The organism is Blautia sp. AF32-4BH, assembly GCF_003460565.1.
Taxonomy (GTDB): domain Bacteria; phylum Bacillota; class Clostridia; order Lachnospirales; family Lachnospiraceae; genus Fusicatenibacter; species Fusicatenibacter saccharivorans.
Genome location: NZ_QTVL01000012.1, coordinates 44801 through 66630 on the forward strand (window position 1 = coordinate 44801; position 21830 = coordinate 66630).

Consider the following 21830-nt stretch of genomic DNA (forward strand, 5'->3'; position numbering starts at 1 on the left):
GAACGAAAACCCTTGTGCATGCAAGGGTTTTTTCCTGCTCAAAAAAATCAGAGGAAATTCCTTTCCGGATCCCTCTGATTTTCTATTTTTCTTTTTTTCAGAATTTTCTCTGCAATTTCTGTTTTTACAGGTTCGGTCTTACAATCTTCGGTGTATAACCAGCCTCTTCCAGTGCTTTGACGATACGGTTCTTGTGATCGGTGCCGAATGCCTCCATTGTGATGCGGAGCTCTACTGCAGCACTTCTGTTCGTTGTAAAGAACTGGTTGTGGTCCAGTTTGATGACGTTTCCGTTCTCGTTTGCAATCACCTGGGAAACGCGTACCAGCTCGCCTGGTTTATCCGGCAGAAGAACGGATACAGTAAAGATACGGTCTCTCTGGATCAGTCCGTTCTGGATCACGGAAGACATGGTGATGACGTCCATATTTCCGCCGCTTAAGATAGAAACAATCTTTTTGCCCTTGACATCCAGATGCTTTAATGCAGCCACAGTCAGAAGACCGGAGTTCTCAACGATCATCTTGTGGTTTTCTACCATATCAAGGAATGCTACGATCAGCTCATCATCATCCACAGTAATGATCTCGTCCAGGTTCTGTCTTACATACGGGAAAATCTTGGATCCCGGTGTCTGTACTGCAGTACCGTCTGCAATTGTGCTGACAGGAGATACGGTCGTTACCTCGCCTTTTTCAAAGGAAGCCTTCATACAGGCTGCTCCGGACGGCTCAACACCGATGACTTTGATGTTTGGTTTCAGCAGCTTTGCCAGTGTGGAAACACCGGTAGCCAGTCCGCCTCCTCCGATCGGAACAAGGATATAATCTACGAGCGGAAGCTCCTGAATCACTTCCATAGCGATGGTTCCCTGGCCGGTTGCAACGGTCAGATCATCGAACGGGTGAATAAAGGTATAGCCATGCTCTGCTGCAAGCTCGTATGCTTTTGCACATGCCTCATCGTACACATCTCCGTACAGAACAACCTCAGCGCCGTAGCTCTGGGTACGCTCTACTTTGATGAGCGGTGTGGTAGTCGGCATTACGATGACAGCCTTTGCACCGTAGCATTTTGCCGCATACGCAACGCCCTGTGCATGGTTTCCTGCAGATGCGGTGATCAGTCCTTTTGCGCGCTCCTCTTCACTTAAGGTGCTGATTTTGTAATAGGCACCGCGCAGCTTATAGGCGCCGGTCAGCTGCATATTTTCCGGTTTTAAGTAGACTTTATTTCCCGTCTGCTCGCTGAAATATTTGCTGTAAACCAGTTTGGTCTCCTGTGTTACTTTTTTTACGATTTCAGACGCTTCCTCAAATTTCGGGAGTGTCAGCATTTCTTCTGCCATAGTCTTTTCTCCTTGTTGTCTTTTTAAGCATTCTCTTCGGATGTATGGAACAGTGCATTTACAAACTGGTCTGCATCAAATTTCTGTAGATCGTGGATGCTCTCGCCCACGCCGATGTATTTGACCGGAATATCAAGCTCGGACTGGATGGCAACGGCGATACCGCCCTTTGCAGTTCCGTCCAGCTTCGTCAGAATGATACCGGTGACATTTGCCACTTCTGCAAACTGTCTTGCCTGCTGCAGCGCATTCTGGCCCGTGGTACCGTCCAGCACCACCAGCGTTTCCAGGTATGCCTCTGGGTACTCTTTTTCCAGAATCCGGTAAATCTTGTGGAGCTCTTCCATCAGGTTCTTCTTGTTGTGAAGTCTTCCTGCCGTATCACAGATCAGCACATCCGCATTTCTGGCTTTTGCCGCTGCGACTGCATCGTACACGATGGACGCCGGATCTGCTCCGTTCTGTCCGCCGATGATATCCACGCCGGCACGGTGCGCCCACTCCGTGAGCTGCTCGCCTGCCGCTGCACGGAACGTATCTGCTGCCGCAAGAACAACCTTTTTGCCCTGATCCTTCAGAAGGCCGGCCAGCTTTCCGACGGAGGTCGTTTTTCCGACTCCATTGACACCGATCACCAGCACTACCGATTTCCGGTTTTCAAATTCATAGGCTGTATCGCCTACATCCATCTGTTTTTTGATGCTCTCGATCAGAAGCTGTTTGCACTCTGCCGGATCGGTAATGTGTTCTTCTGCCACCCGCTCTTTTAAGTGGTCAATAATTTTGGTCGTTGTATTGATGCCGATATCTCCCATGACGAGAATCTCCTCGATCTCCTCATAAAAATCGTCATCAATATTGGAATAGCCGCTGAAAATAGAATCAATTCCAGCTACAATGCTGTCTCGGGTCTTCGTCAGACCGTTGACAAGACGTTTGAAAAAGCCTACTTTCTCCTCCGCCATACCGTTCGCCTCCCTTTATCTTTTCTATCTTACTTCTTTCGTATTGTATCTTATTCGTTTCTATTTGTCCAGTTCTCCCTCAATCAAATCGACAGAAACAAGGGTAGAAACACCCTTCTCCTGCATCGTGATGCCGTACAGACGGTCTGCCGCCGTCATCGTACCGCGCCTGTGGGTGATGACGATGAACTGGGTATTTTTTGTCAGCTTGTGCAGATACTGCGCAAAACGCGTTACGTTGGAATCGTCGAGCGCCGCCTCGATCTCGTCAAGTAAACAGAACGGGGACGGCTTTAAGTTCTGGATTGCAAAAAGCAGCGCAATCGCGGTCAGTGCCTTCTCGCCTCCGGAGAGCTGCATCATATTCTGCAGTTTCTTTCCCGGCGGCTGGGAAATGATGCGGATACCTGCCTCGAGTACATCCGTGTCCTCCTCGAGCTCCAGCGTTCCCTTTCCGCCGCCGAACAGCTGGCGGAACACGCGGTCAAACTCTTTCCGGATCTCCTCGAATTTTTCCGTGAACTGCTTGCGCATACCGGCATCCAGCTCATCGATGATGCCCTGCAGTGTCTCTGCCGCTTTGACAAGATCGGTGTGCTGTGCATCGAGAAAGGCGTGGCGCTCCGAAATCTCTTTGTACTCCTCAATCGCATTCACATTGACAGAGCCAAGCTTCCGGATCGCATCTTTTACTTCCAGCACACGCCGCTTTAATTCACTGCGCTCCGGAATCTCCTCCATCTGGAACTCTCTTGCGTGGCCCGGTGTCACTTCGTACTCTTCCCAGAGATACGAGGTCTGTGCCTCTTTTGTCTCCTCCAGCTTTTCTTTCTGGCTGTTCAGACGGAAGCACTCTTTGTCCATTAGGGAAATCTGGTCGGAGAGCTGATCCCGCTTCTCGAAAAATTCTTTGTGATCTGCGCTTAATGCTTCTTTTTTCTCCTGCAGTTCCACAATCCGGCGGTCTTCCTCTTCTTTTGCCTGCACTGCTGCTGCAATCGTCTTCTGGATCTCCACGATGTCCTGCTGTTTCCTTTTGACATCGTCTTTTTCCTCCGCCGCTTTTTCCAGCATGGTGCGGCTTTCCGCTTCCAGTTTTCCCGTCTCTTCCTCAAGACGGCGGATGTTCTGGGCAAGGAATCCATCCTTCTGGGACAGATTTGCGTAATTTAACCGGATTTCTTCAAGATCCTTCGTATATTCTGCTTCCCGGCGGCGAAGCCCTGTAAGCGCTTCCTGCGCCTTCTGGATATTCTCCTGCAGCGTGCTTTCCCGCTCCACCGATTCCTGCATTTCCTGACCGATGACTTTCCGGTTCCGCTCAATCTCGGCGATCTGATTTTCAATCTCGAGACTCTCCTTCTGAAGCGCTTCAAAATCCAGACGGATTTCCGTCTTTTTCTCGCGCGCTTTTTCCAGATTCAGGCGCACCGTATTCTGCTCGATGTACTGCCGCTGCAGTTTTTCATTCAGCTCGGTGCGGAGATCGCGGATTTCATTCCGCTTATTTTTCTTCTCTTCAAGTTCCTGCTGGATTTCCCGCAGTTCCTTCGCAAGACCCTGTACGCTCTTTTCGAGTTCCTCAATCTCACGCCGTCTTCCGAGCAGATTGCTGTTGTTCCGGAACGAACCTCCTGTCATGGAACCGCCCGGGCTCAAGAGCTCGCCCTCGAGGGTTACCATGCGGAGCGTCTGACGGTATTTCCGCTGGATCACAATGGCATGGTCGATCGTGTCGACCACCAGCGTTCTTCCAAGCAGCTGTGCCACAAGGCCCTCATACACCGGGTCGTACGAAACAAGTGCATTTGCCACACCGAGCACACCGGTTTCTCTTGCCGCATCCTCATTCACCTGCGCTTTTTTCCCGCGCATACTGGTGAGCGGAAGGAACGTCGCACGGCCGAAATGGCCCCGTTTCAGGTATTCAATCAGGTATTTCGCCGTGGCCTCATTGTCGGTGACAATATTCTGAATGCTACCGCCAAGTGCGGTCTCGATCGCCGTCTCGTACTTTTTCTCCGCCTGCAGAAGATCCGCCACAACACCGTGGATGCCGGGATTCCGGTCTTTCTGCTCCATGACCTTCCGAATACTGTTTCCATAGCCGTCGTACCGCTCGGTGATGTTCTTTAAGGATTCGAGCCTTGACGCTTCTCTGTGGTAATTGGTCTGGCCGGCTTCCATCTCTTTCGTCTGGTTCGAGAGATCCGCCGTCAGCGCGGTAATCTTCTGATCTGCCTCCTGGTACTGCTGTTTCAGGCTGCTTACCGTCTCTTCGAGCGCTTCAAACGCGTTCTGCAGTTCTTCCATCTGCCCGTTCTGTTCGGACTCACTCGTCTTTAAATGCAGCACCCTCTGGCTTAATTCTGCCTTTCGGATGCCGATCTGCTCGAGCATCGCATCGTAGCGCTGCATTTTTCCCTTCGTGGAACCCCGCTGGTTCAGAAGGCCGATGACTTCGCTCTTATCCTGTTCACTCTGCAGCTCGACTGCCTGGATCTGCTCCTGGCATTCCGAGAGAGCGGCCTCTTTCTCACTCTTTTCCGTCTCTGACGCAAGAAGTGCTTCATGAAGCCCGTCCTTTTCTGCCTGATATGTATTTTTTTCTGCCGTCTTTGTGCGGCTCTCCGCGCGGATCGCCTCCAGACGTTCTCTTAATGTGTCGCTGTTCCTCTCCGATGCATGAATCTGCTCATTCAACACCTCGATCTGGTTTTCGAGCTGCTGACGTTTCAGTGCATTCTCCCCCGCCTGATCGCGCGCAGAAAGAATCGTCTGGTCCAGTTTTTCCTGCTCCTGTTCCAGCTTTTCATACTCCTGCTTCGTATGCTCAAAAGCCTCTTTCGTGCTCTTTAACTGCTCTTCTGTAATCCGGTACCGGTCTTCTACTTTCGCGAGATCGTTCCGGATGCGCTCCATCTCGAGCAGAAACATATTGATATCGAGGAGCTTTAATTCCTCTTTCTTCTTTAAATAAATCTTTGCCGTCTCAGACTGGCGTTCCAGCGGCTCTAACTGCCTTGTCAGTTCCGAGAGAATGTCGTTGACGCGCACCAGATTCTGCTGCTCTTCCGCCAGCTTCTTTTCGGTCACGGCCTTCCTTCTCTTGAATTTGACAATTCCTGCCGCTTCGTCAAACAGCTCCCGGCGCTCTTCCGGCTTACCACTTAAAATCTTATCAATCTGACCCTGTCCGATGATGGAATAGCCTTCTTTTCCGATACCGGTATCGTAGAACAGCTCGTTGATGTCCTTTAACCGGCACGATGCGCCGTTCATCAGATACTCGCTCTCACCGGAGCGGTAGAGCCGTCTCGTCACCGTGACTTCCTCGAAATCGACATTCAGCTTGTGGTCGGAATTGTCGAGTGTAATTGCAACCGACGCGTAGCCGAGCGGCTTTCTCGTCTCGGTTCCGGAGAAAATAACATCCTGCATATTTCCGCCGCGGAGCTGCTTGGCGCTCTGTTCGCCGAGCACCCAGCGCACCGCATCGCCAACATTGCTCTTTCCACTGCCGTTCGGCCCTACAACGCCGGTAATACCGTCGTGGAACTGCAGAATGGTTTTGTTGGCAAACGACTTAAATCCCTGCATTTCAATGGATTTGAGATACATAATTCACCTACGCTTTTTTTCTGGCAAGAATTGCATCGTATGCCGCTGCCTGTTCTGCCGCTTTTTTCGTTCTGCCCTTTCCGGTACCGAGCGCTTTCTTTCCGACGCTGACCTGTGCCCAGAAGCTCTTGTCGTGATCCGGTCCCTCTTCTTTTAAGATGGTGTAAACAATCTCTTCATCCGTCTCACCCTGGATCAGCTCCTGCAGAATCGTTTTGCTGTCGTAGAAAAGCTGTTTGTGTTCGATATCGTTTAAGATATAGTTCAGAACGAACGCTTTTGCCGGTTCAAAGCCGCCGTCCAGGAAAATCGCACCGATCGTTGCCTCCATAGCATCCGAAACGATGGAATCGCGGTGACGGCCGCCGGTTGCCTCCTCGCCCTTTCCAAGGAGCAGAAAGCTGCCAAGGTCAATCTCACGGGCACAGAATGCCAGTGCCGGTTCACAGACGAGGCTGGCGCGTTTTTTCGTCATCTCGCCCTCCGGGAGACGCGGGAATGTCTTGTATAAAAATTCGCTGGATACAACTTCCAGCACGGCATCTCCTAAGAACTCCAGACGCTCGTTGCACTCCAGGCGCTCCATATGGTGCTCATTTGCGTAGGAAGAATGGCGCATCGCCATCTCCAGCAGTCCGAAATCCTGAAATTTATACTGGATCTTCTTTTCCAAATCCACGAGTTTATCAATATTATTCATAACCTGTTTTAAGCCTGTCCTTCCTCATAGTTACCGTTTGCAGGTGTTCTGCGGACGGTAACAAAGGGGCTGTCCTGTAGCAAACAGCCCCTTCGCCATTTTCTATTATTCTGCCAGTTTCTTTTTGATCGCTTCCACCGCATCCTCAACCGATACGATGTGCTCTGCTTCTTCTGCTTCGATCTGGATATCAAATTCTTCTTCAATTCCCATCACAATCTGAAATACATCCAGGGAATCCGCTCCCAGATCATCTGTAAAGGTTGTCTCCATGGTTACTTCATTCGGATCTACGTTTAATACATCCGCAATGATCTCCTGTAATTTCTCAAATTCCATCTTTCGCTGCCTCCCTGCTGCTCTTATAGTCTGCCAGATGCTCCTGCACTTTCTGCGGAATCTTCTCCTCGCTAAATGAAATGCACTGGAGAATGGAATTTTTAAATTCGTTGGCTTTTGAGCTTCCGTGCGTTTTTACAACGAGTCCTTTTAAGCCAAGCAGCGGTGCTCCGCCGTACTCACTGGCATCAAAAGACTTCAGTGTCTCTTTCAGCGCCGGTTTCACAAGAAGGGCTCCGATTTTACTGCGCAGAGATGTCATCATGCCCTGTTTTACCTTGGAAATCAGGGTCGCGCCGACGCCCTCATACAGCTTTAAGATAACGTTTCCGACAAACGCCTCACAGACAACAACGTCTGCGGCTCCGTTTGGAATTTCTCTTGCTTCGATACTGCCGACAAAGTTGATATACGGGTTTTCTTTCAGAAGCGGATACGTCTCTTTGACGAGCGCGTTTCCTTTTTCTTCTTCCACACCGATATTCACGATTCCCACACGCGGATTTTTAATGCCGACAACGTGTTCCATATAGATGGAACCCATCATGGCAAACTGCACCAGATGGGACGGTCTTGCATCAACATTCGCACCGCAGTCGATCAGAAGGGATACACCGTCTTTCGTCGGGATCAGCGGAGCCAGCGGCGGGCGCTCTACGCCCTTGATGCGTCCTACGATCGTCTGTCCGCCGACCAGGACTGCTCCGGTGCTTCCGGAGGAGACAAACGCGTCTGCCTCTCCGCAGCGCACTTTTTTCATGCCGACAACGATCGAAGAATCTTTTTTGTGGCGGATCGCATTGACCGGCGGCTCTCCCGTCTCAATGATCTCGGTTGCCGGAACGATCTCAACCCGCTCCTTCGGGTACGTATATTTCTGCAGTTCTTTTTCGATGACATCCACCTGGCCGACCAGCTGGACTTTGACACGTTCATCTGCGTTTACGGCCTCAACGGCGCCTTTTACCGGCTCCACAGGCGCATAATCGCCGCCCATCGCGTCCACTGCAACTCTGACTAAGTCACTCATGTTTTTTCCTCTTTTCTCTTTTCTAAAGCGCGTTTGAAAACTCTTTTTCTTTCAAAAAACCGTTTTCAACCACGCTCTAAAAGCACTCATGCAAGTGCTGTATTAACTATACTAAACTCCTTTGCAAAAATCAAGCACAAATGCCCATCCGCGCTTTCTCCTGTATTCCAAAAAAGCGGGTGGATTTATCTTTCCAAAATCCACCCGCTCTGTTTTATCTTATTTTTCTTAAGAAACCTTGACTCCGCTCGAATTCATCTCATGACCGTCTATGGTTGTATTCCGTGCCATGACACCGGTATCCGGATCCAAATAATATTCCTCACCATCCTGCGTGAACCAGCCGGTCTGCATCTGACCGTTGTCCGCCAGATAATACCATTCTTCTCCGCTCCAGTACCATCCTGTCACCATGTATGAATTTTCATCAAACACGTACCAGTAGCCGTCGATATTCTGCCAGGTATTGGTTGCATAGCTTCCATCATTATTCTGATACTGCCATCCGTTTTCATTCTGAACCCATTTCCCTGCCGGAATTACCGTAACTTCTGTTACTGTACTCGTCGCCATGGAAACGGTATTTCCAACCGTGTTTGTTGCCACAACGTAATAGTAATCTTTGCCCTCCGCCGAAGTATCGACCTGGTATGTCACTTCTGTTGCGCCTTCAATCGGCGTTCCTCCGCCGTTGGAATTTACGTTGTTCTTATACCACTGATATGTTACTGTGCCTTCTCCCGTTATTCCTGCCTCACAAGTCAGCTTTCCAGATGTATTTCCAACGGGAATCTGCAGGCTCTCCACCGGATTTACCGAAAAAACCGGCTTTTCCAGATTGGCATCTACATGAACAGCATCGCTGTCCTCTTTTGAAATATCTACACTGGCCGAAGACGAAACCGTCGTCTCAGTTCCCATCATTTTATCCATCAGACTGTCTGTGGAACATCCTGAGAGGAATACTACACTGCACATGCATGCTGCCAGAAATATGATTCGTCTATTCTTCATATGCTTTGCACTCCTTTTTTATAATTGTTACGAAAATGTTGCAATATTGTTTCAATTCTCACCGAGACCATTATAGCACATCACGACACACCACGTCAAATCTTTTATATGACGCTTCCAGACAACCCGCAGAGACAACAAAAAAGCCCCCGGTGACGGGAGCCTTTTGCTGCATTGCACATCGGAACTGATTCCGATTTATGAATATTAGTCCATTGCAACGACTTCTTTTTTGTTGTAAGAACCACAAGCTTTGCAAACTCTGTGCGGCATCATAAGAGCACCACATTTGCTGCATTTTACAAGGTTCGGAGCAGACATTTTCCAGTTTGCTCTTCTCTTATCGCGTCTTGCTTTGGAAGATTTATTCTTAGGACAAATGGACATAGTTACACCTCCTTAAATTTGCTGAATATATCTTTGATTGCAGCCATTCGGGGGTCTAGCCCTGTGGTATCACAATCACAGGTCTGAATATTCAGATTCGCACCACAACGGCTGCAGATTCCTTTACAGTCATCTTTACACAGCACTCGAATCGGCCATTGGACTATGAGCTCATTACGAACCAGTTCTTCCACATCGAGCTCGTCTCCCTCCACAAACGAAGAGTCCTCTTCTTTTTCCTCGCGTTCTTCCTCTGACAGATTCAGATCAATCTGCAGATCGAACTCGAGCTGGAATGGAGTCGCTACCGGTGTCAGGCATCTTGCACATGGAATCTCCATTGTAAGGTCTGCGCTGCCGGTGATCGTGATCACACGATTGCCTTCATGCGTAAGGCCAAGGATAACAGGATGTTTTTCGATTACCCGATAGTCCTGCCCGCCGATCGAAAAAGTTTCGGATGTAAGCGGAATTTCATACTTTTCGGACTTTCCGTCCTGCGCAAATAACTTGGTCAGACTGATTTTCATATTGTTCTCCTAATCACACTTTACCAATTATACCCGGGAAGGTAAGAATTGTCAACTGCTTTTTGAATTATTTTTTATTTTCCTTTTACTAACTCTACAGTCTCCTCGCAGATTGCGATTTCCTCGTTGGTCGGGATCACGCATGCTGTAATCTTGGAGCCTTCTTTGGTGATGATCTTCTCAACGCCGCGGCAGTTATTTGCCTCAGAATCGAATTCCAGACCCATGAACTCAAATGCTTTGCAGATGGTCTCACGAAGTGGAATAGCGTTCTCTCCAAGGCCTGCGGTGAAGGTGATCACATCTACGCCGCCCATAGCTGCGATGTAGGAACCGATGTATTTGATAATGCGGTAAGCGTATGCTTCCAGACAGTTGATGGCATCCTGATTACCTGCCTCTGCTGCTGCAGATACATCACGGTAATCGCTGGAGATGCCGGTCATGCCGAGCATACCGGATTTCTTGTTCAGAATGTTCAGAACCTCGGATACGGTCAGGTTCTCTTTGTTGCACAGATACTCAACAAAAGCCGGATCGATATCTCCGGAACGGGTTCCCATGATCACACCTTCGAGCGGGGTAAGGCCCATGGAGGTATCTACACATTTGCCGTTCTTTACAGCGGAAAGGGAAGCACCATTTCCCATATGGCATACGATGATCTTCAGATCGTTGTAGTCTTTGCCAAGGAACTCTGCGGTTCTCTTGGATACGAATTTATGAGAAGTTCCGTGGAAGCCGTATTTACGGATTGCGTATTTCTCATAGTACTCTTTCGGAATACCGTACATATATGCTTTCGGAGGCATGGTCTGATGGAATGCGGTATCAAATACTGCTACGTTTGGAACGCCCGGCATCAGTTTCATGCAGGCATTGATTCCCATCAGGTTTGCCGGATTGTGCAGAGGACCAAGGTCAGCGCACTCCTCGATAACTTTGATTACTTCGTCATCGATGATAACAGAGTTTGTGATCTTCATTCCGCCGTGCAGAACGCGGTGTCCGATGGCATCTACTTCTTCCAGGCTCTTAATGACGCCGCTCTTCTCGTTTACCAGAGCGTCCAGAACCATCTGGATTGCCTCTACGTGTGTCGGCATTGCTGCTTCTGTTACCTCTTTTTCGCCGTTCTTTGGCTCATAAACGAGGCGTCCGTCGATACCGATTCTCTCACAGAGTCCTTTTGCCAGGACGTCACGGTTATCGTAATTGATCAGCTGGAATTTCAGAGAGGAACTTCCGCAGTTTACTACTAATACGTTCATTTCTAAATTCTCCTATTTTAAAAGTCTTATTAAAACTTCTGGCCGGCCTGTTCTCCGCAGCCGGCCAGAAAACCGCTTGTAATTGGTTTTATTTCGTGCTTACTGTGCCTGGCACTGTACAGCAGTGATTGCTACAACACCAACGATATCCTCTGCGGAGCATCCACGGGACAGATCGTTGACTGGAGCTGCGATACCCTGCGTCATTGGGCCGTATGCTTCTGCTTTTGCCAGTCTCTGTACCAGTTTGTATCCGATGTTTCCGGCATCCAGATCCGGGAAGATCAGAACGTTTGCTTTTCCTGCTACTTTGCTGTCCGGAGCTTTGGATGCACCTACGCTCGGAACGATTGCTGCATCAAGCTGCAGCTCGCCGTCGAGAGCGAGATCCGGGTTTGCTTCTTTTGCAATTCTGGTAGCCTCAACAACTTTGTCTACATCAGCATGTTTTGCACTTCCTTTGGAGGAGTGGGAAAGCATAGCAACTCTTGGCTCGTTTCCGGTCAGCATGCGGTAGGACTCTGCGGAAGACTCTGCGATTGCAGCCAGCTCTTCCGGATTCGGGTTCTGGTTCAGACCGCAGTCACCGAATACGAATACACCGTCATCGCCGTACTCGCAGTCCGGAACTACCATCAGGAAGAATGCGGATACGAGTTTTGTGCCCGGTTTGGTCTTTAAGATCTGCAGGCATGGACGAAGGGTATTTGCGGTAGAATGGCAGGCACCGGAAACAAGTCCGTCTGCATCTCCCATTTTAACCATCATAACGCCATAATATGTATAGTCATTCAGGATGGTCTCTCTTGCTTTCTCCGGAGTCATGCCTTTCTTTGCACGAAGCTCTACCAGCTTATCTACATAAGCCTGTGTTTTCTCGTTTTTCTCTGGATCTACAATAGTAGCTTTGGAGACATCCAGTCCCTCGCTGCCTTTCTTTACTGCCTCTTCGCTTCCGATGATGATCAGATTTGCAAGGTCCTCTTTCAGGATCTGTGCAGCAGCCTCATATGTTCTTCTGTCTTCTGACTCTGGCAGTACAATTGTTTTTTTGTCTGCTTTTGCTCTTGCTTTAATTGTGTCAATAAATCCCATGATCTTTTGACTCCTTTCGATAAATTTACTCGATATTCTCATTGTAGTACGCTTTTTGCCCTTTCGCAAGTATAAAATTCAAAACAACTGGACAAAAAATCCAAAACGGAGGAATTCTTGCATTCCTTTTCTGTTTTTGTTACGATAGGGCTATGTGATCCGCGGTTCCTCTCTGTTTGGAATCGTGCTATTTTTTTCGAAAGAAGGTACGTTTTATGACCATTACCGCAGTCATTGCAGAATATAATCCTTTTCATAACGGCCATGCTTATCAGCTGGCAAAAGCCAGGGAACTGACCGGGGCGGACTATCTTGTCGTGATTATGAGCGGCGATTTCGTCCAGCGCGGCGCACCTGCGATTCTTGACCAACATGACCGTGCGGAGCTGGCGCTTCTTGGCGGCGCGGACCTTATCTTACAGCTTCCGTGTCACTTTGCACTCGGCAGTGCACAGCATTTCGCACGCGGGGCGGTATCGCTTCTTACTGCGCTTGGCTGCGTCGATTTTCTCTGCTTTGGCAGTGAATATGGAGACACGGCGCCGTTTCTGGAACTCGCTGATGTTCTGCTCCACGAGCCGGAGGAATACCGCGAGCTGCTCTCCGGTCTGCTTCGGAACGGACTTTCCTTCCCGACGGCGCGCGCACAGGCACTTTCCGCTTATTTTTCTGACAGCGCTTCCTTCTCTTCGCTTTCAAAAGAAGAACTTGATACCTTTTTAAAAGAACCAAACAATATTTTAGGCATTGAATATGTCCAGGCACTTCTGCTGTCACAAAGCCGCATTCGGCCGGTAACGATCCGCCGGGAGGGCAGCGGCTACCACGAAGGAGCGCTTTTCACACAGGCACTCCCTTCTGCTACAGCAATGCGGAATCTTCTTTTTTCCAATCCGCATAAGGATCCGGAACTGTCCGCGCTCGCCTCCTGCATGCCGGAAGCAGTCTATCCCGCTTTCCAGGACGCCGTCACCGCACACGGCCTGCTTTCCAGCGATGATTTCAGCCTGCTCCTCGCCGCGCGGCTCCTCACAGAAACGAAGGAATCCCTTTCCTCTTATCTTGATCTTTCGCCGGATCTTGCCAACCGCATCCTCCGCCAGCGCCACGCATGCTCCTCATTCTCGGAGTTCGCCCTGCAGCTCAAAACAAAAGAGATGACCTACACCCGCATCAGCCGTGCCCTGATGCATCTGCTTCTGAACCAGAAAACATTGTACCCGGCCGGCTATAACCGTGTTCTCGGTTTCCGAAAAAGTGCCGGTGCATTGTTAAAAGAGATTAGAAGACGTTCTTCTCTGCCGCTCATTGCCAAGGCAGCCGACGCCCCGCGGCTTCTTACCGGCGATGCACTTGCCGCCTTTGAGAGCGATATACAGGCCTCTCTTTTTTACGAGACTGTCCGTTCTCACAAAACAGGGACACAGTTCGTCCATGAATACACAAAAAAGCTGGTTCTGTTATAGAACCAGCTTTTTTCCAGCAGCAGCATCATCTGCTGCTGTGGAACTGTATAGTCCTCCACAAACAGGAAAACATTTTTTGTATCTGCACTTTCTCTTGTAAAGTCAAACTGCATGAAACGCATCTCACCATTCAGTATAAAATTGATCATAACATGATGCATGATGTGTTCTGCTGTTCCCTGTGTGATTGCTTCCATCGTCATCTGCTGTTTTATCCGATTAAGATCATCTATATTGCCAGATGCATAACGCATGAGTATCTTCAAAATCAATGTACAGGATTTCTATATAATGATTTTTAAGAGCTTTTTCATATATTGCAGCCTGAACCGCTTTCTCCAACAACTGAATTCCTCCTTGTTTTCTCATGTACTATTAATGCTTCATAGCACTCCCGCTATAAATTACTTTCATCAGTAATTCCACATCAACAGGCTTAGCAACATGTTCATTCATCCCTGCTTCTTTTTCCCTTATTCTGTCCTCCGTGAACGCATTTGCTGTCATTGCAATGATCGGTATTTTCTTTGCATCCTCTCTGTCCAGAGACCTAATCATCTTTGTAGCTTCATAACCATTCATGACCGGCATCATAATGTCCATAAGAATGACATCAAATTCACCAGGTTCACTATTTCTGAACAGTTCAACAGCTTCCTGACCATCCCATGTTTTTGTCACGTCGGCACCTTTTTTCTTTCAGGAAATCCTCTCTTAGCTGCCCGCCGTTTTCTGTTTCCATTTTAATATTTGTACTCATTTGTCTGGCACTTTCAATGGCACGGAGGAGACTTTTGGATTCCGAAGATTCATTATAATGGGTGTAGTGGAACACTGCACTTTCACATAGTTTACAATCTCCACCATTCTTTTCTCTGCTTCTGCTTTTTCTGCGTGGAAGAAATAAAACAGAGAGACTACAGCTACACAGATTCCTATCAGACCGCCGAGCAGCTGGATCCGTTTTTCTCCACCTCCAGATACTTCTGGGGATCATCCAGGTATTTTTCAATGATTTTCAGGGATGTGCCATCCAGACGCATCTCTTCCTGTGTCTGGCCCATCTGCTCACAGATTCCCCTGTCATCCTCTTTTGCAAAAGCAACGCCTATTCCGGTGATCATCAGAGGCTCTTCCAGGATACGGCAGCTTGCATCATAATCCTTCCTATACTGAACGATAGATTCCTCGTGTGCAGCAACCGCATCTACATATCCTTTTCCCAGAAACGTATAGATCAGCTCCCGGTGTCCCAGGATGATCAGATTTCCCAGCTTTGGGATCCTCTCATCCGTCCGGTTCAGAAAGATGCTTTTCGGTTTGGTTGTGGACTGGACAGCGGTAATCGTCAAGACGTCCTTCCATAGAAAAAACAGCCCATGATACAATCAATCTCGCCGCTCTCCACCAGTTCTTTTTTCTCCTCCCAGTTGATCTGGACAACCTTCACCTGTTATCCCATTCTTTTGAATGCTTCCGTAGCCAGTTCTACATCAATTCCTGTCGGTACACCATCCTCATTCAGATAATTGTATGGTGGATAGCTGTCGCAGCCGAGAGTAATAACAGGCTTTTCGGTTTCTTCTTTCGTGTTATCTGTGTTTTTGCACCCTGCCACGGTGACTGCTAAAATTCCAATTACTATAGTTCTTCTTAATTTCAATGAATGATTATGTTTTTGCGTTTACTACCCCTTTTTGTCAGCAGTTTTGTGATCGCTCTTTTTAATTGCGGAATATCAATCGGCTTTCCAATATGTTCATTCATCCCGGCCTCCAGACATGCTTTCCGATCTTCCTCAAAAGCATTTGCCGTCATGGCAATGATTGGAATCTTTTTGGCATCTTCACGTTCCAGCATACGAATTGCTTTTGTTGCTTCCAGCCCATCCATGACCGGCATCATCACATCCATGATGATGACATCATACTCATCCAACCTGGAATTCTGAAATATTTCAAATGCCTCTTTTCCGTTTTTCGCTTCTGTAATGTTCAGATGCTCCTCCTCCAGGATTGCATGGGCTATCTCCATATTAATGACATTATCTTCAACAAGAAGCACCCGTTTTCCTGACAGATCCCTGTCCTGTGAGTAGCTGTCCTTCTGTGAATCATTATTTTCAGCCAAATAATCTATTTCAAATGGAACCGTAACCGTAAACGTGCTTCCTACATTTTCTTCGCTTTCCAGTTCTATCGTTCCACCCATCCGTTCAACAATATCTTTGACAATCGAAAGTCCCAGACCGGAGCCACTGAATGTTGTAGTTGACTGTTTGCCTTCCTGCGCAAAAGCATCAAACGCATGTTTTTGAAATTCTTCACTCATACCAAGACCGGTATCTGAACATACAAACTGAAAAACAGCTATATTCCCATCATCCGATAATTCTTCGCAATGAACATTCACTGTTCCATGAAAATGATTGTATTTAATCGCGTTGGAAGAAAGATTCATTAAAACCCTGCTCAGATGTACCGGACTTCCAATCAAATATCTGTGGCGGATTGTGCTTGCTTCCACGCCGCCTTCAAATCTTACACCATTCTCATAAGCACTCATTGCAACAACCGTCAGATTATTCCTTAACAGTTCTGCCAGATCAAAGGATTTATGTTCCAACACAAGGGAACCGGATTCCAGTTTGCCGATATCCAGGACATTGTTGATCAGATTTTGCAGATAATCGGCGGACTGAAGTACCTTCTTCCTGCATTCCCTTAACTTGACCACATCATTGTTATATTTTTCAGCGATATGGATCATCCCCACGATTCCGTTTAGCGGTGTACGGATATCGTGGCTCATACGCCGGAGAAAGGCTGTTTTTGAAAGATTCGCGCGATGAGCATCTTCCATGCTTTCCTTAAGCTGTTTCTGATACATGAGTTCCCGTGATTTTTCTTCCGTAATATCTCGTACGACATAAAGCACATCCACAGCGTTTCCATGTGCATCTCTGCTCTTTACAATAAATCTGGCCAGCCGCCATTCTCCGTTTACTCCCATAAATTCAATCGAAACAGAATTCGTATTACGAAGTCTCTCTGTCAATGTATCAAAGTCAAGAAACTCCCGGTATTTTTCTCTCTCTTCCTGGGCGGCAAATGCTGTTGGAAGTCTTTCCATAACATCATCAATTTTCCCCTTTTGTCCAAGGATTTTTTGCACAAGGTCATGACCTTTCAAAAGCTCATATGTCCGCTCTTTAACATTGGCTTGTACGATTGTTACATACAACGTAGCAATTGCGGCAATAATCTCTGACCTCTTTGTCGCCTCATCAAGAGCCTTTTTCAACAGTACCGTACTTTTCAGATTTTCCCTCACACATCCAAGATGTCCGCCAACATCAGACAGCAGTGTAATGGAAATCTCATTCTGCCTCAAATCAGGATTATCTACCCCGATGAATCCATTCATCTGATGATTGGCATAAATCGGCACCGCAATCAAGGAACATATTTCCTGTGTTTTTAACAATTCATATTCTTCCGGTTCAGAATTTTTTGTCGCTTCCAGATCATGAATCACGATTACTTCCTTGTTTTCAAATCGTTTCACCCAGTTCGGCATCGAACTGACCGGGATTGCCTGAAGGTTATCTATCTCTGGTGCCACTCCATCGGCACACCATTCAAATGCATTGCTCAGACTGTCCTTCTGATCGGTTTCCCAGTCAAAAACATATACCCGGTCTGCCCCTGTATAGTTTCCAATCGCCTGCAACAAAGAGTGAATAATTTCTGACAGCTCCTGCTCATTTTCCACCTGATCCATAAGCGATATCTGATGCAGGATCGTGTCCATACTATGTAATTTTATTTGATAGAGTTCCTGAATCTCTTTTGTTTTCATTTTCTATCCCCCCTGCAGTAAAACTATTATGGTTACGTCTGTGAAATAACACCGTAAGAAAGGATCCTGCTACGGCAGGATTCTCCGCCTAAACTTATGCAAAAAACTGGTTTTATTATACTCTAACACTTTACTGCACACAAGAAAAACATTACCTTTTAGCGTTAAAAGGCAAAAAAAGAACAGCAACTGTGCCCGAAGTTCCAGTGATGTGTATCAAAAACGGAAATGGACTTTCGGCAGATATATTTTCTTCTGTTTCTCTGTCTTCAGGATCAGATGGAGGAACTGACAAAACAGACACAGACCCGCAATGATAAGATGCAGCTGATGATGGAACAGATCGTGCTGTCCAATAAGAGCAGCCAAAAAGAAAAAACAGATCGGCAAAAAGAATGAAAACAGCTTCCAGATGCCATATCCAGATGTTACCGCTTTGTGCCTGAAAAGTCGAAGTTGAGGAACATCATATTTTGGAGATCTGAAGATCGCAGGGTGCTGGGTACATTACAGGCGCAAGTTCCATGAGGCACTGGAGGTCATACCGAAAGATCTGAGGAAACAGTCTGTTTTGTACCTCATCATGAACCAGATCCGTGCGATTTACCGGGAGGAAAGAAAGCTTTCCGGTCTTTCATCAGACGAACGGACTGCCCATCGACTTTTACATAATAAATTCCGCTGATCCATTTAGATTCCTGCAGCGCTCCGTTCTTATCCATGTAATACCATTTTCCACCGATCTTCTGCCAGCCAGTCTGCATTTTGCCGTTTTTGTTCAAATAATACTTTGTGTTTTCTATGGCGGCCTTCACATCCACATCCGCAGAGGTATTGCTAGAACAACGGCTGCTACCGCTGAAGTTCCCCGTAATAATTCATTTTTTCTTACACTTTTTATGGGTTGCAAGTAAAATTATCAGTATGTAATATATCATACTATACATTCCTTAAAATTACTATTTTTATTTGCGCAGATAGTAAAAAAAGCCGGCAGCGATCCTTTCCATCCAGGATCACTGCCGGCTTTTCAGCTGTCTTTTTAGTTTTTAAACGAATGAATCGGTGCCGGGATTCTTCCGGTGCGGTTGACGAATGCCTCGCAGGAGAAGTTGTTGACCGGCATGATCGGTGCATAGCCGAGGAGGCCGCCGAATTCTACGGTCTCGCCCACGCCTTTTCCGATGACCGGGATCAGGCGGACTGCCGTTGTTTTCTGGTTGACCATACCGATGGCAAGCTCATCTGCGATGATTCCGGAGATGGTCGATGCTTTCGTGTCTCCCGGGATGGCGATCATGTCAAGGCCTACAGAGCAGACACAAGTCATAGCTTCCAGCTTCTCGATGGTCAACGCACCGTCGTTGACTGCGTTGATCATACCCTGGTCCTCAGAAACCGGGATGAATGCGCCGGAGAGACCGCCGACATAGGAAGATGCCATAACACCGCCCTTTTTCACCTGATCGTTCAGAAGTGCCAGCGCCGCTGTCGTTCCCGGTGCACCTGCGTGCTCGAGGCCGATCTCCTCAAGGATATCCGCAACGGAATCTCCGATCGCCGGAGTCGGTGCCAGGGAAAGGTCAATGATACCAAACGGAATGTTCAGCCGCTTGGAAGCCTCCTGTGCAACGAGCTGGCCGACACGCGTTACCTTAAACGCCGTCTTCTTGATCGTCTCGCAGAGTACCTCAAAGTTCTCGCCGCGTACTTTTTCCAGAGCATGTTTGACAACACCAGGGCCGGAAACGCCGACATTGATGATGGCATCCGCCTCGGTTACGCCGTGGAAAGCGCCTGCCATGAACGGGTTGTCGTCCGGTGCATTGCAGAAAACAACGAGTTTTGCGCATCCAAGGCAGTTGTTCTCTTTGCTTGCCTCCGCCGTCTTCTTGATGATCTCACCCATCAGTTTGACAGCATCCATGTTGATACCGGTTTTAGTGGAGCCAAGGTTGATGGAGCTGCAGACAAAATCCGTCACAGCCAGTGCCTTCGGGATAGAACGGATCAGAAGCTCATCTGCTGTCGTCATACCTTTGCTTACCAGAGCGGAATAGCCGCCGAGGAAATTGACGCCGACTTCTTTTGCCGCACGGTCCAGAGTCTGTGCAATCGTCACGAAATCCTCCGGCGTTCTGCAGGCTGCTGCGCCGACTAAGGCAATCGGGGTAACGGAAATTCTCTTGTTTACAATCGGAATACCGAACTCGCCCTCGATCTCCTCACCTACGGAAACCAGATTTCTGGCAGTCGTCGTGATTTTGTCGTAGATTTTGCGGTTCAGCTTGTCAAGATTGGAGTCGATACAGTCCATAAGACTGATTCCAAGGGTAATGGTACGAACGTCCAGATTCTCTTTTTCGATCATCTCGTTCGTTTCCTTTACTTCAAACAGATTTATCATGTCGTTTTTCTCCTTCGCTTTAGATACGGTGCATCATATTGAAAATATCTTCATGCTGGCAGCGGATGACAACGCCGATGGAACTTCCAAGCTCCTCCAGATCTTTTGCAAGCTCTGCGTTGGATTTCTCGCTCTTGGAGACGTCCGTTACCATCATCATGTTGAAATATCCCTGCACAATCGTCTGAGAAATGTCTTCGATGTTTACCTGGTTCTCTGCCAGATAATTACATACCTTTGCGATAATGCCCACGGTGTCCTTGCCTACGACAGTGATAATTGTCTTCTTCATGTTTCCATTCTCCTTTTTCTGGTTTTATGTCAAAGCCCCGGAAAAACCGGTAATGGCGGCCTTGCGAAAAACATGGTATGTAGCTCTAAAAATGTATATTTAAACCTCAATTAACGGTGATACTTCGCTTCTTTTAGCGACAGCGAGATGAAAATCACCCGAGTGATACGGATTATCACCCGTTGTGACCTCGCAGGCCACGGTTTCAAAGGCCAGTGCCTCATAATTATTTTCCTTGCTCAGATGGCCGAGCAGCACTTCCTGCAGATTGTCGTGCAGAATCTCGCAGAGGAGATGGCCTGCCGCCAGGTTCGATAAATGGCCTTTTGCCCCGGCGATCCGCTGTTTTAACGGATACGGGTACGGTCCGACCGCAAGCATGTTCTCGTCGTGATTTGCCTCTAGCAAAACGGCATCCAGCCCGGTCAGATTCTGAACCGTGTAATCGCTGTAAACGCCAAGATCCGTCGCAATCGCAATCAATTTCCCGCCGGATTCCATGCGGTAGCCGACCGGCTCTGCCGCATCGTGGGAGATCGTAAACGGATGTACGGCGATGTCTCCCAGTGTAAACGTGTCATCCGCGTGAATCGTGTGAAAAATCCCCTCCGGAAACTTTCCAAGGCTCTTCGTCTGCTGCATCGCCTGAATTGTTCCATCCGTTGCGTAAATCGGAATACCATACCGGCGCGCCAGCACGCCAAGGCCCTGGATATGATCGGAATGCTCATGTGTCACGAGAATGCCGTCCAGCTCCTTCGCGCTGCGGTCGAGAACAGCCAGTCCCGCCTCCACGCGCTTTCCGCTGATGCCCGCATCAATCAGAAGGCTTGTGGTCTCGCTTCCCGCGAAAATGCAGTTTCCGCTCGAACCACTTGCAATACTACAAAGTTTCATATTTTTTCATCCTATGGTCTAACTGTTTTTTTGTTTCCTCAAAATCGCCGCTGTTGTCGATTTCAAAATCGCAGTGGCTGCTGAATTCATCCTCGGAGAGCTGATTTGCCATGATTTCGCGTACTTTCTTCTCGGAATAGCCGCGTCCTTCGATCAATCGCTCCTTCCGGACTTCTTCATCCGCATAAATATACCACAGTTCATCACAAATTTCATCATATTTTTCTTCGATTAAGAGTGCGGCCTCCACAAAGACGTATTCCGTCCCTGCTTTTTCCGCGGCTGCAATGGCTTTTTTGATATACCGTTTTACCGCCGGATGAACGATCGCATTCAGGGCTTTTAACTTTTCTTCGTCCTGAAAAACGATCTCAGCAATCCGTTTCCGGTCAAGTTCGCCGGTCTCTGTGGTGATCTGTCTGCCGAACAGCTTCACAATCTCTCCATAGCATTCGCCGCCCGGCAGCATCACAAGGTAACCTGCCTCGTCCGCCTGGATCACCGTTGCATCATAATTCTGTCCAAGGTACGTGAGCACTTCGCTTTTTCCGGCGCCCACGCCGCCTGTAATTCCAAAAACTTTCATTCTTTTGTATCCTTTCGCTCC

General features: G+C 48.1%; 20 protein-coding genes and 2 pseudogenes. 2 read left to right on the plus strand and 20 right to left on the minus strand.

Going from position 1 to position 21830, the window contains the following annotated elements; genetic code table 11:
* Nucleotides 1-124: 124 nt before the first annotated feature.
* The 11 genes from ilvA to pta form a co-directional block, all read right to left on the minus strand.
* A complete protein-coding gene (ilvA, locus tag DWZ44_RS13715) occupies nucleotides 125-1336 on the minus strand; it encodes a threonine ammonia-lyase (RefSeq protein WP_055219017.1) in 1212 nt (403 codons plus the stop codon).
* A gap of 35 nt (nucleotides 1337-1371) precedes the next feature.
* Nucleotides 1372-2313 carry a signal recognition particle-docking protein FtsY gene (gene ftsY, locus DWZ44_RS13720; protein WP_022462735.1) on the minus strand — a complete coding sequence of 314 codons (942 nt, stop codon included), beginning with the start codon at nucleotides 2311-2313 and terminating at the stop codon, nucleotides 1372-1374.
* 60 nt (nucleotides 2314-2373) lie between these two features.
* The gene (gene smc, locus DWZ44_RS13725) at nucleotides 2374-5934 is read right to left on the minus strand and encodes a chromosome segregation protein SMC (protein ID WP_117805082.1); all 3561 of its coding nucleotides are present in this window, start codon (nucleotides 5932-5934) and stop codon (nucleotides 2374-2376) included.
* A gap of 7 nt (nucleotides 5935-5941) precedes the next feature.
* Nucleotides 5942-6634: a ribonuclease III gene (rnc, locus tag DWZ44_RS13730; RefSeq protein ID WP_055228392.1), complete on the minus strand. Its 693-nt coding sequence runs from the start codon at nucleotides 6632-6634 to the stop codon at nucleotides 5942-5944.
* Nucleotides 6635-6739: 105 nt separating this feature from the next.
* Nucleotides 6740-6973, minus strand: a complete 234-nt coding sequence (gene acpP / locus DWZ44_RS13735; RefSeq protein ID WP_117802558.1) for an acyl carrier protein — start codon at nucleotides 6971-6973, stop codon at nucleotides 6740-6742.
* Nucleotides 6963-8003 carry a phosphate acyltransferase PlsX gene (gene plsX / locus DWZ44_RS13740; RefSeq protein ID WP_117802559.1) on the minus strand — a complete coding sequence of 347 codons (1041 nt, stop codon included), beginning with the start codon at nucleotides 8001-8003 and terminating at the stop codon, nucleotides 6963-6965. Before plsX ends, acpP begins: the two co-directional genes overlap by 11 nt.
* A gap of 228 nt (nucleotides 8004-8231) precedes the next feature.
* Nucleotides 8232-9017 carry a hypothetical protein gene (locus DWZ44_RS13745; protein ID WP_055218872.1) on the minus strand — a complete coding sequence of 262 codons (786 nt, stop codon included), beginning with the start codon at nucleotides 9015-9017 and terminating at the stop codon, nucleotides 8232-8234.
* A gap of 207 nt (nucleotides 9018-9224) precedes the next feature.
* Entirely contained in the window at nucleotides 9225-9404 is a 180-nt protein-coding gene (gene rpmF, locus DWZ44_RS13750; RefSeq protein WP_022462729.1) for a 50S ribosomal protein L32, read from the minus strand.
* A 2-nt stretch (nucleotides 9405-9406) separates the two neighbouring features.
* On the minus strand, nucleotides 9407-9934 hold the full coding sequence (locus DWZ44_RS13755) for a YceD family protein (protein ID WP_055267341.1): 528 nt from the start codon (nucleotides 9932-9934) through the stop codon (nucleotides 9407-9409).
* Between the two features lie 74 nt (nucleotides 9935-10008).
* On the minus strand, nucleotides 10009-11205 hold the full coding sequence (locus DWZ44_RS13760; protein WP_022462727.1) for an acetate kinase: 1197 nt from the start codon (nucleotides 11203-11205) through the stop codon (nucleotides 10009-10011).
* 99 nt (nucleotides 11206-11304) lie between these two features.
* Nucleotides 11305-12300, minus strand: a complete 996-nt coding sequence (gene pta / locus DWZ44_RS13765; protein ID WP_022462726.1) for a phosphate acetyltransferase — start codon at nucleotides 12298-12300, stop codon at nucleotides 11305-11307.
* A gap of 215 nt (nucleotides 12301-12515) precedes the next feature.
* Here pta and DWZ44_RS13770 point away from each other — a divergent pair, with 215 nt between their 5' ends.
* Nucleotides 12516-13766, plus strand: coding sequence for a tRNA(Met) cytidine acetate ligase (locus DWZ44_RS13770; protein WP_117805083.1), 1251 nt, complete (start codon nucleotides 12516-12518; stop codon nucleotides 13764-13766).
* Here DWZ44_RS13770 and DWZ44_RS13775 read toward each other — a convergent pair.
* The 4 genes and pseudogenes from DWZ44_RS13775 to DWZ44_RS13790 form a co-directional block, all read right to left on the minus strand.
* A complete protein-coding gene (locus tag DWZ44_RS13775) occupies nucleotides 13709-14020 on the minus strand; it encodes a hypothetical protein (RefSeq protein ID WP_147342484.1) in 312 nt (103 codons plus the stop codon). The two genes, DWZ44_RS13770 and DWZ44_RS13775, sit on opposite strands and share 58 nt — an antisense overlap.
* 121 nt (nucleotides 14021-14141) lie before the next feature.
* Entirely contained in the window at nucleotides 14142-14447 is a 306-nt protein-coding gene (locus DWZ44_RS13780) for a response regulator (protein ID WP_416388356.1), read from the minus strand.
* 257 nt (nucleotides 14448-14704) lie between these two features.
* Nucleotides 14705-15429 (minus strand): annotated as a pseudogene (locus DWZ44_RS19570) (substrate-binding periplasmic protein).
* Nucleotides 15426-17627, minus strand: a complete 2202-nt coding sequence (locus DWZ44_RS13790) for a hybrid sensor histidine kinase/response regulator (protein WP_117805085.1) — start codon at nucleotides 17625-17627, stop codon at nucleotides 15426-15428. Before DWZ44_RS13790 ends, DWZ44_RS19570 begins: the two are co-directional and overlap by 4 nt.
* Nucleotides 17628-18159: 532 nt before the next feature.
* Here DWZ44_RS13790 and DWZ44_RS18760 point away from each other — a divergent pair.
* On the plus strand, nucleotides 18160-18312 hold the full coding sequence (locus DWZ44_RS18760; protein WP_330411477.1) for a hypothetical protein: 153 nt from the start codon (nucleotides 18160-18162) through the stop codon (nucleotides 18310-18312).
* A gap of 13 nt (nucleotides 18313-18325) precedes the next feature.
* Here DWZ44_RS18760 and DWZ44_RS19180 read toward each other — a convergent pair.
* The 5 genes and pseudogenes from DWZ44_RS19180 to coaE form a co-directional block, all read right to left on the minus strand.
* Nucleotides 18326-18448, minus strand: a pseudogene (locus DWZ44_RS19180) (hypothetical protein); the annotation flags it as partial.
* 221 nt (nucleotides 18449-18669) lie between these two features.
* Nucleotides 18670-20034 carry a PFL family protein gene (locus DWZ44_RS13805; RefSeq protein ID WP_022462720.1) on the minus strand — a complete coding sequence of 455 codons (1365 nt, stop codon included), beginning with the start codon at nucleotides 20032-20034 and terminating at the stop codon, nucleotides 18670-18672.
* A gap of 19 nt (nucleotides 20035-20053) precedes the next feature.
* Nucleotides 20054-20326, minus strand: coding sequence for an ACT domain-containing protein (locus DWZ44_RS13810; protein ID WP_022462719.1), 273 nt, complete (start codon nucleotides 20324-20326; stop codon nucleotides 20054-20056).
* A gap of 99 nt (nucleotides 20327-20425) precedes the next feature.
* On the minus strand, nucleotides 20426-21223 hold the full coding sequence (locus tag DWZ44_RS13815) for an MBL fold metallo-hydrolase (protein ID WP_117805087.1): 798 nt from the start codon (nucleotides 21221-21223) through the stop codon (nucleotides 20426-20428).
* Complete coding sequence (gene coaE, locus DWZ44_RS13820) at nucleotides 21210-21809, minus strand: dephospho-CoA kinase (RefSeq protein ID WP_117510320.1); 600 nt, start codon at nucleotides 21807-21809, stop codon at nucleotides 21210-21212. The genes DWZ44_RS13815 and coaE overlap by 14 nt, the downstream gene beginning before the upstream one ends.
* Between the last annotated feature and the right edge of the window lie 21 nt (nucleotides 21810-21830).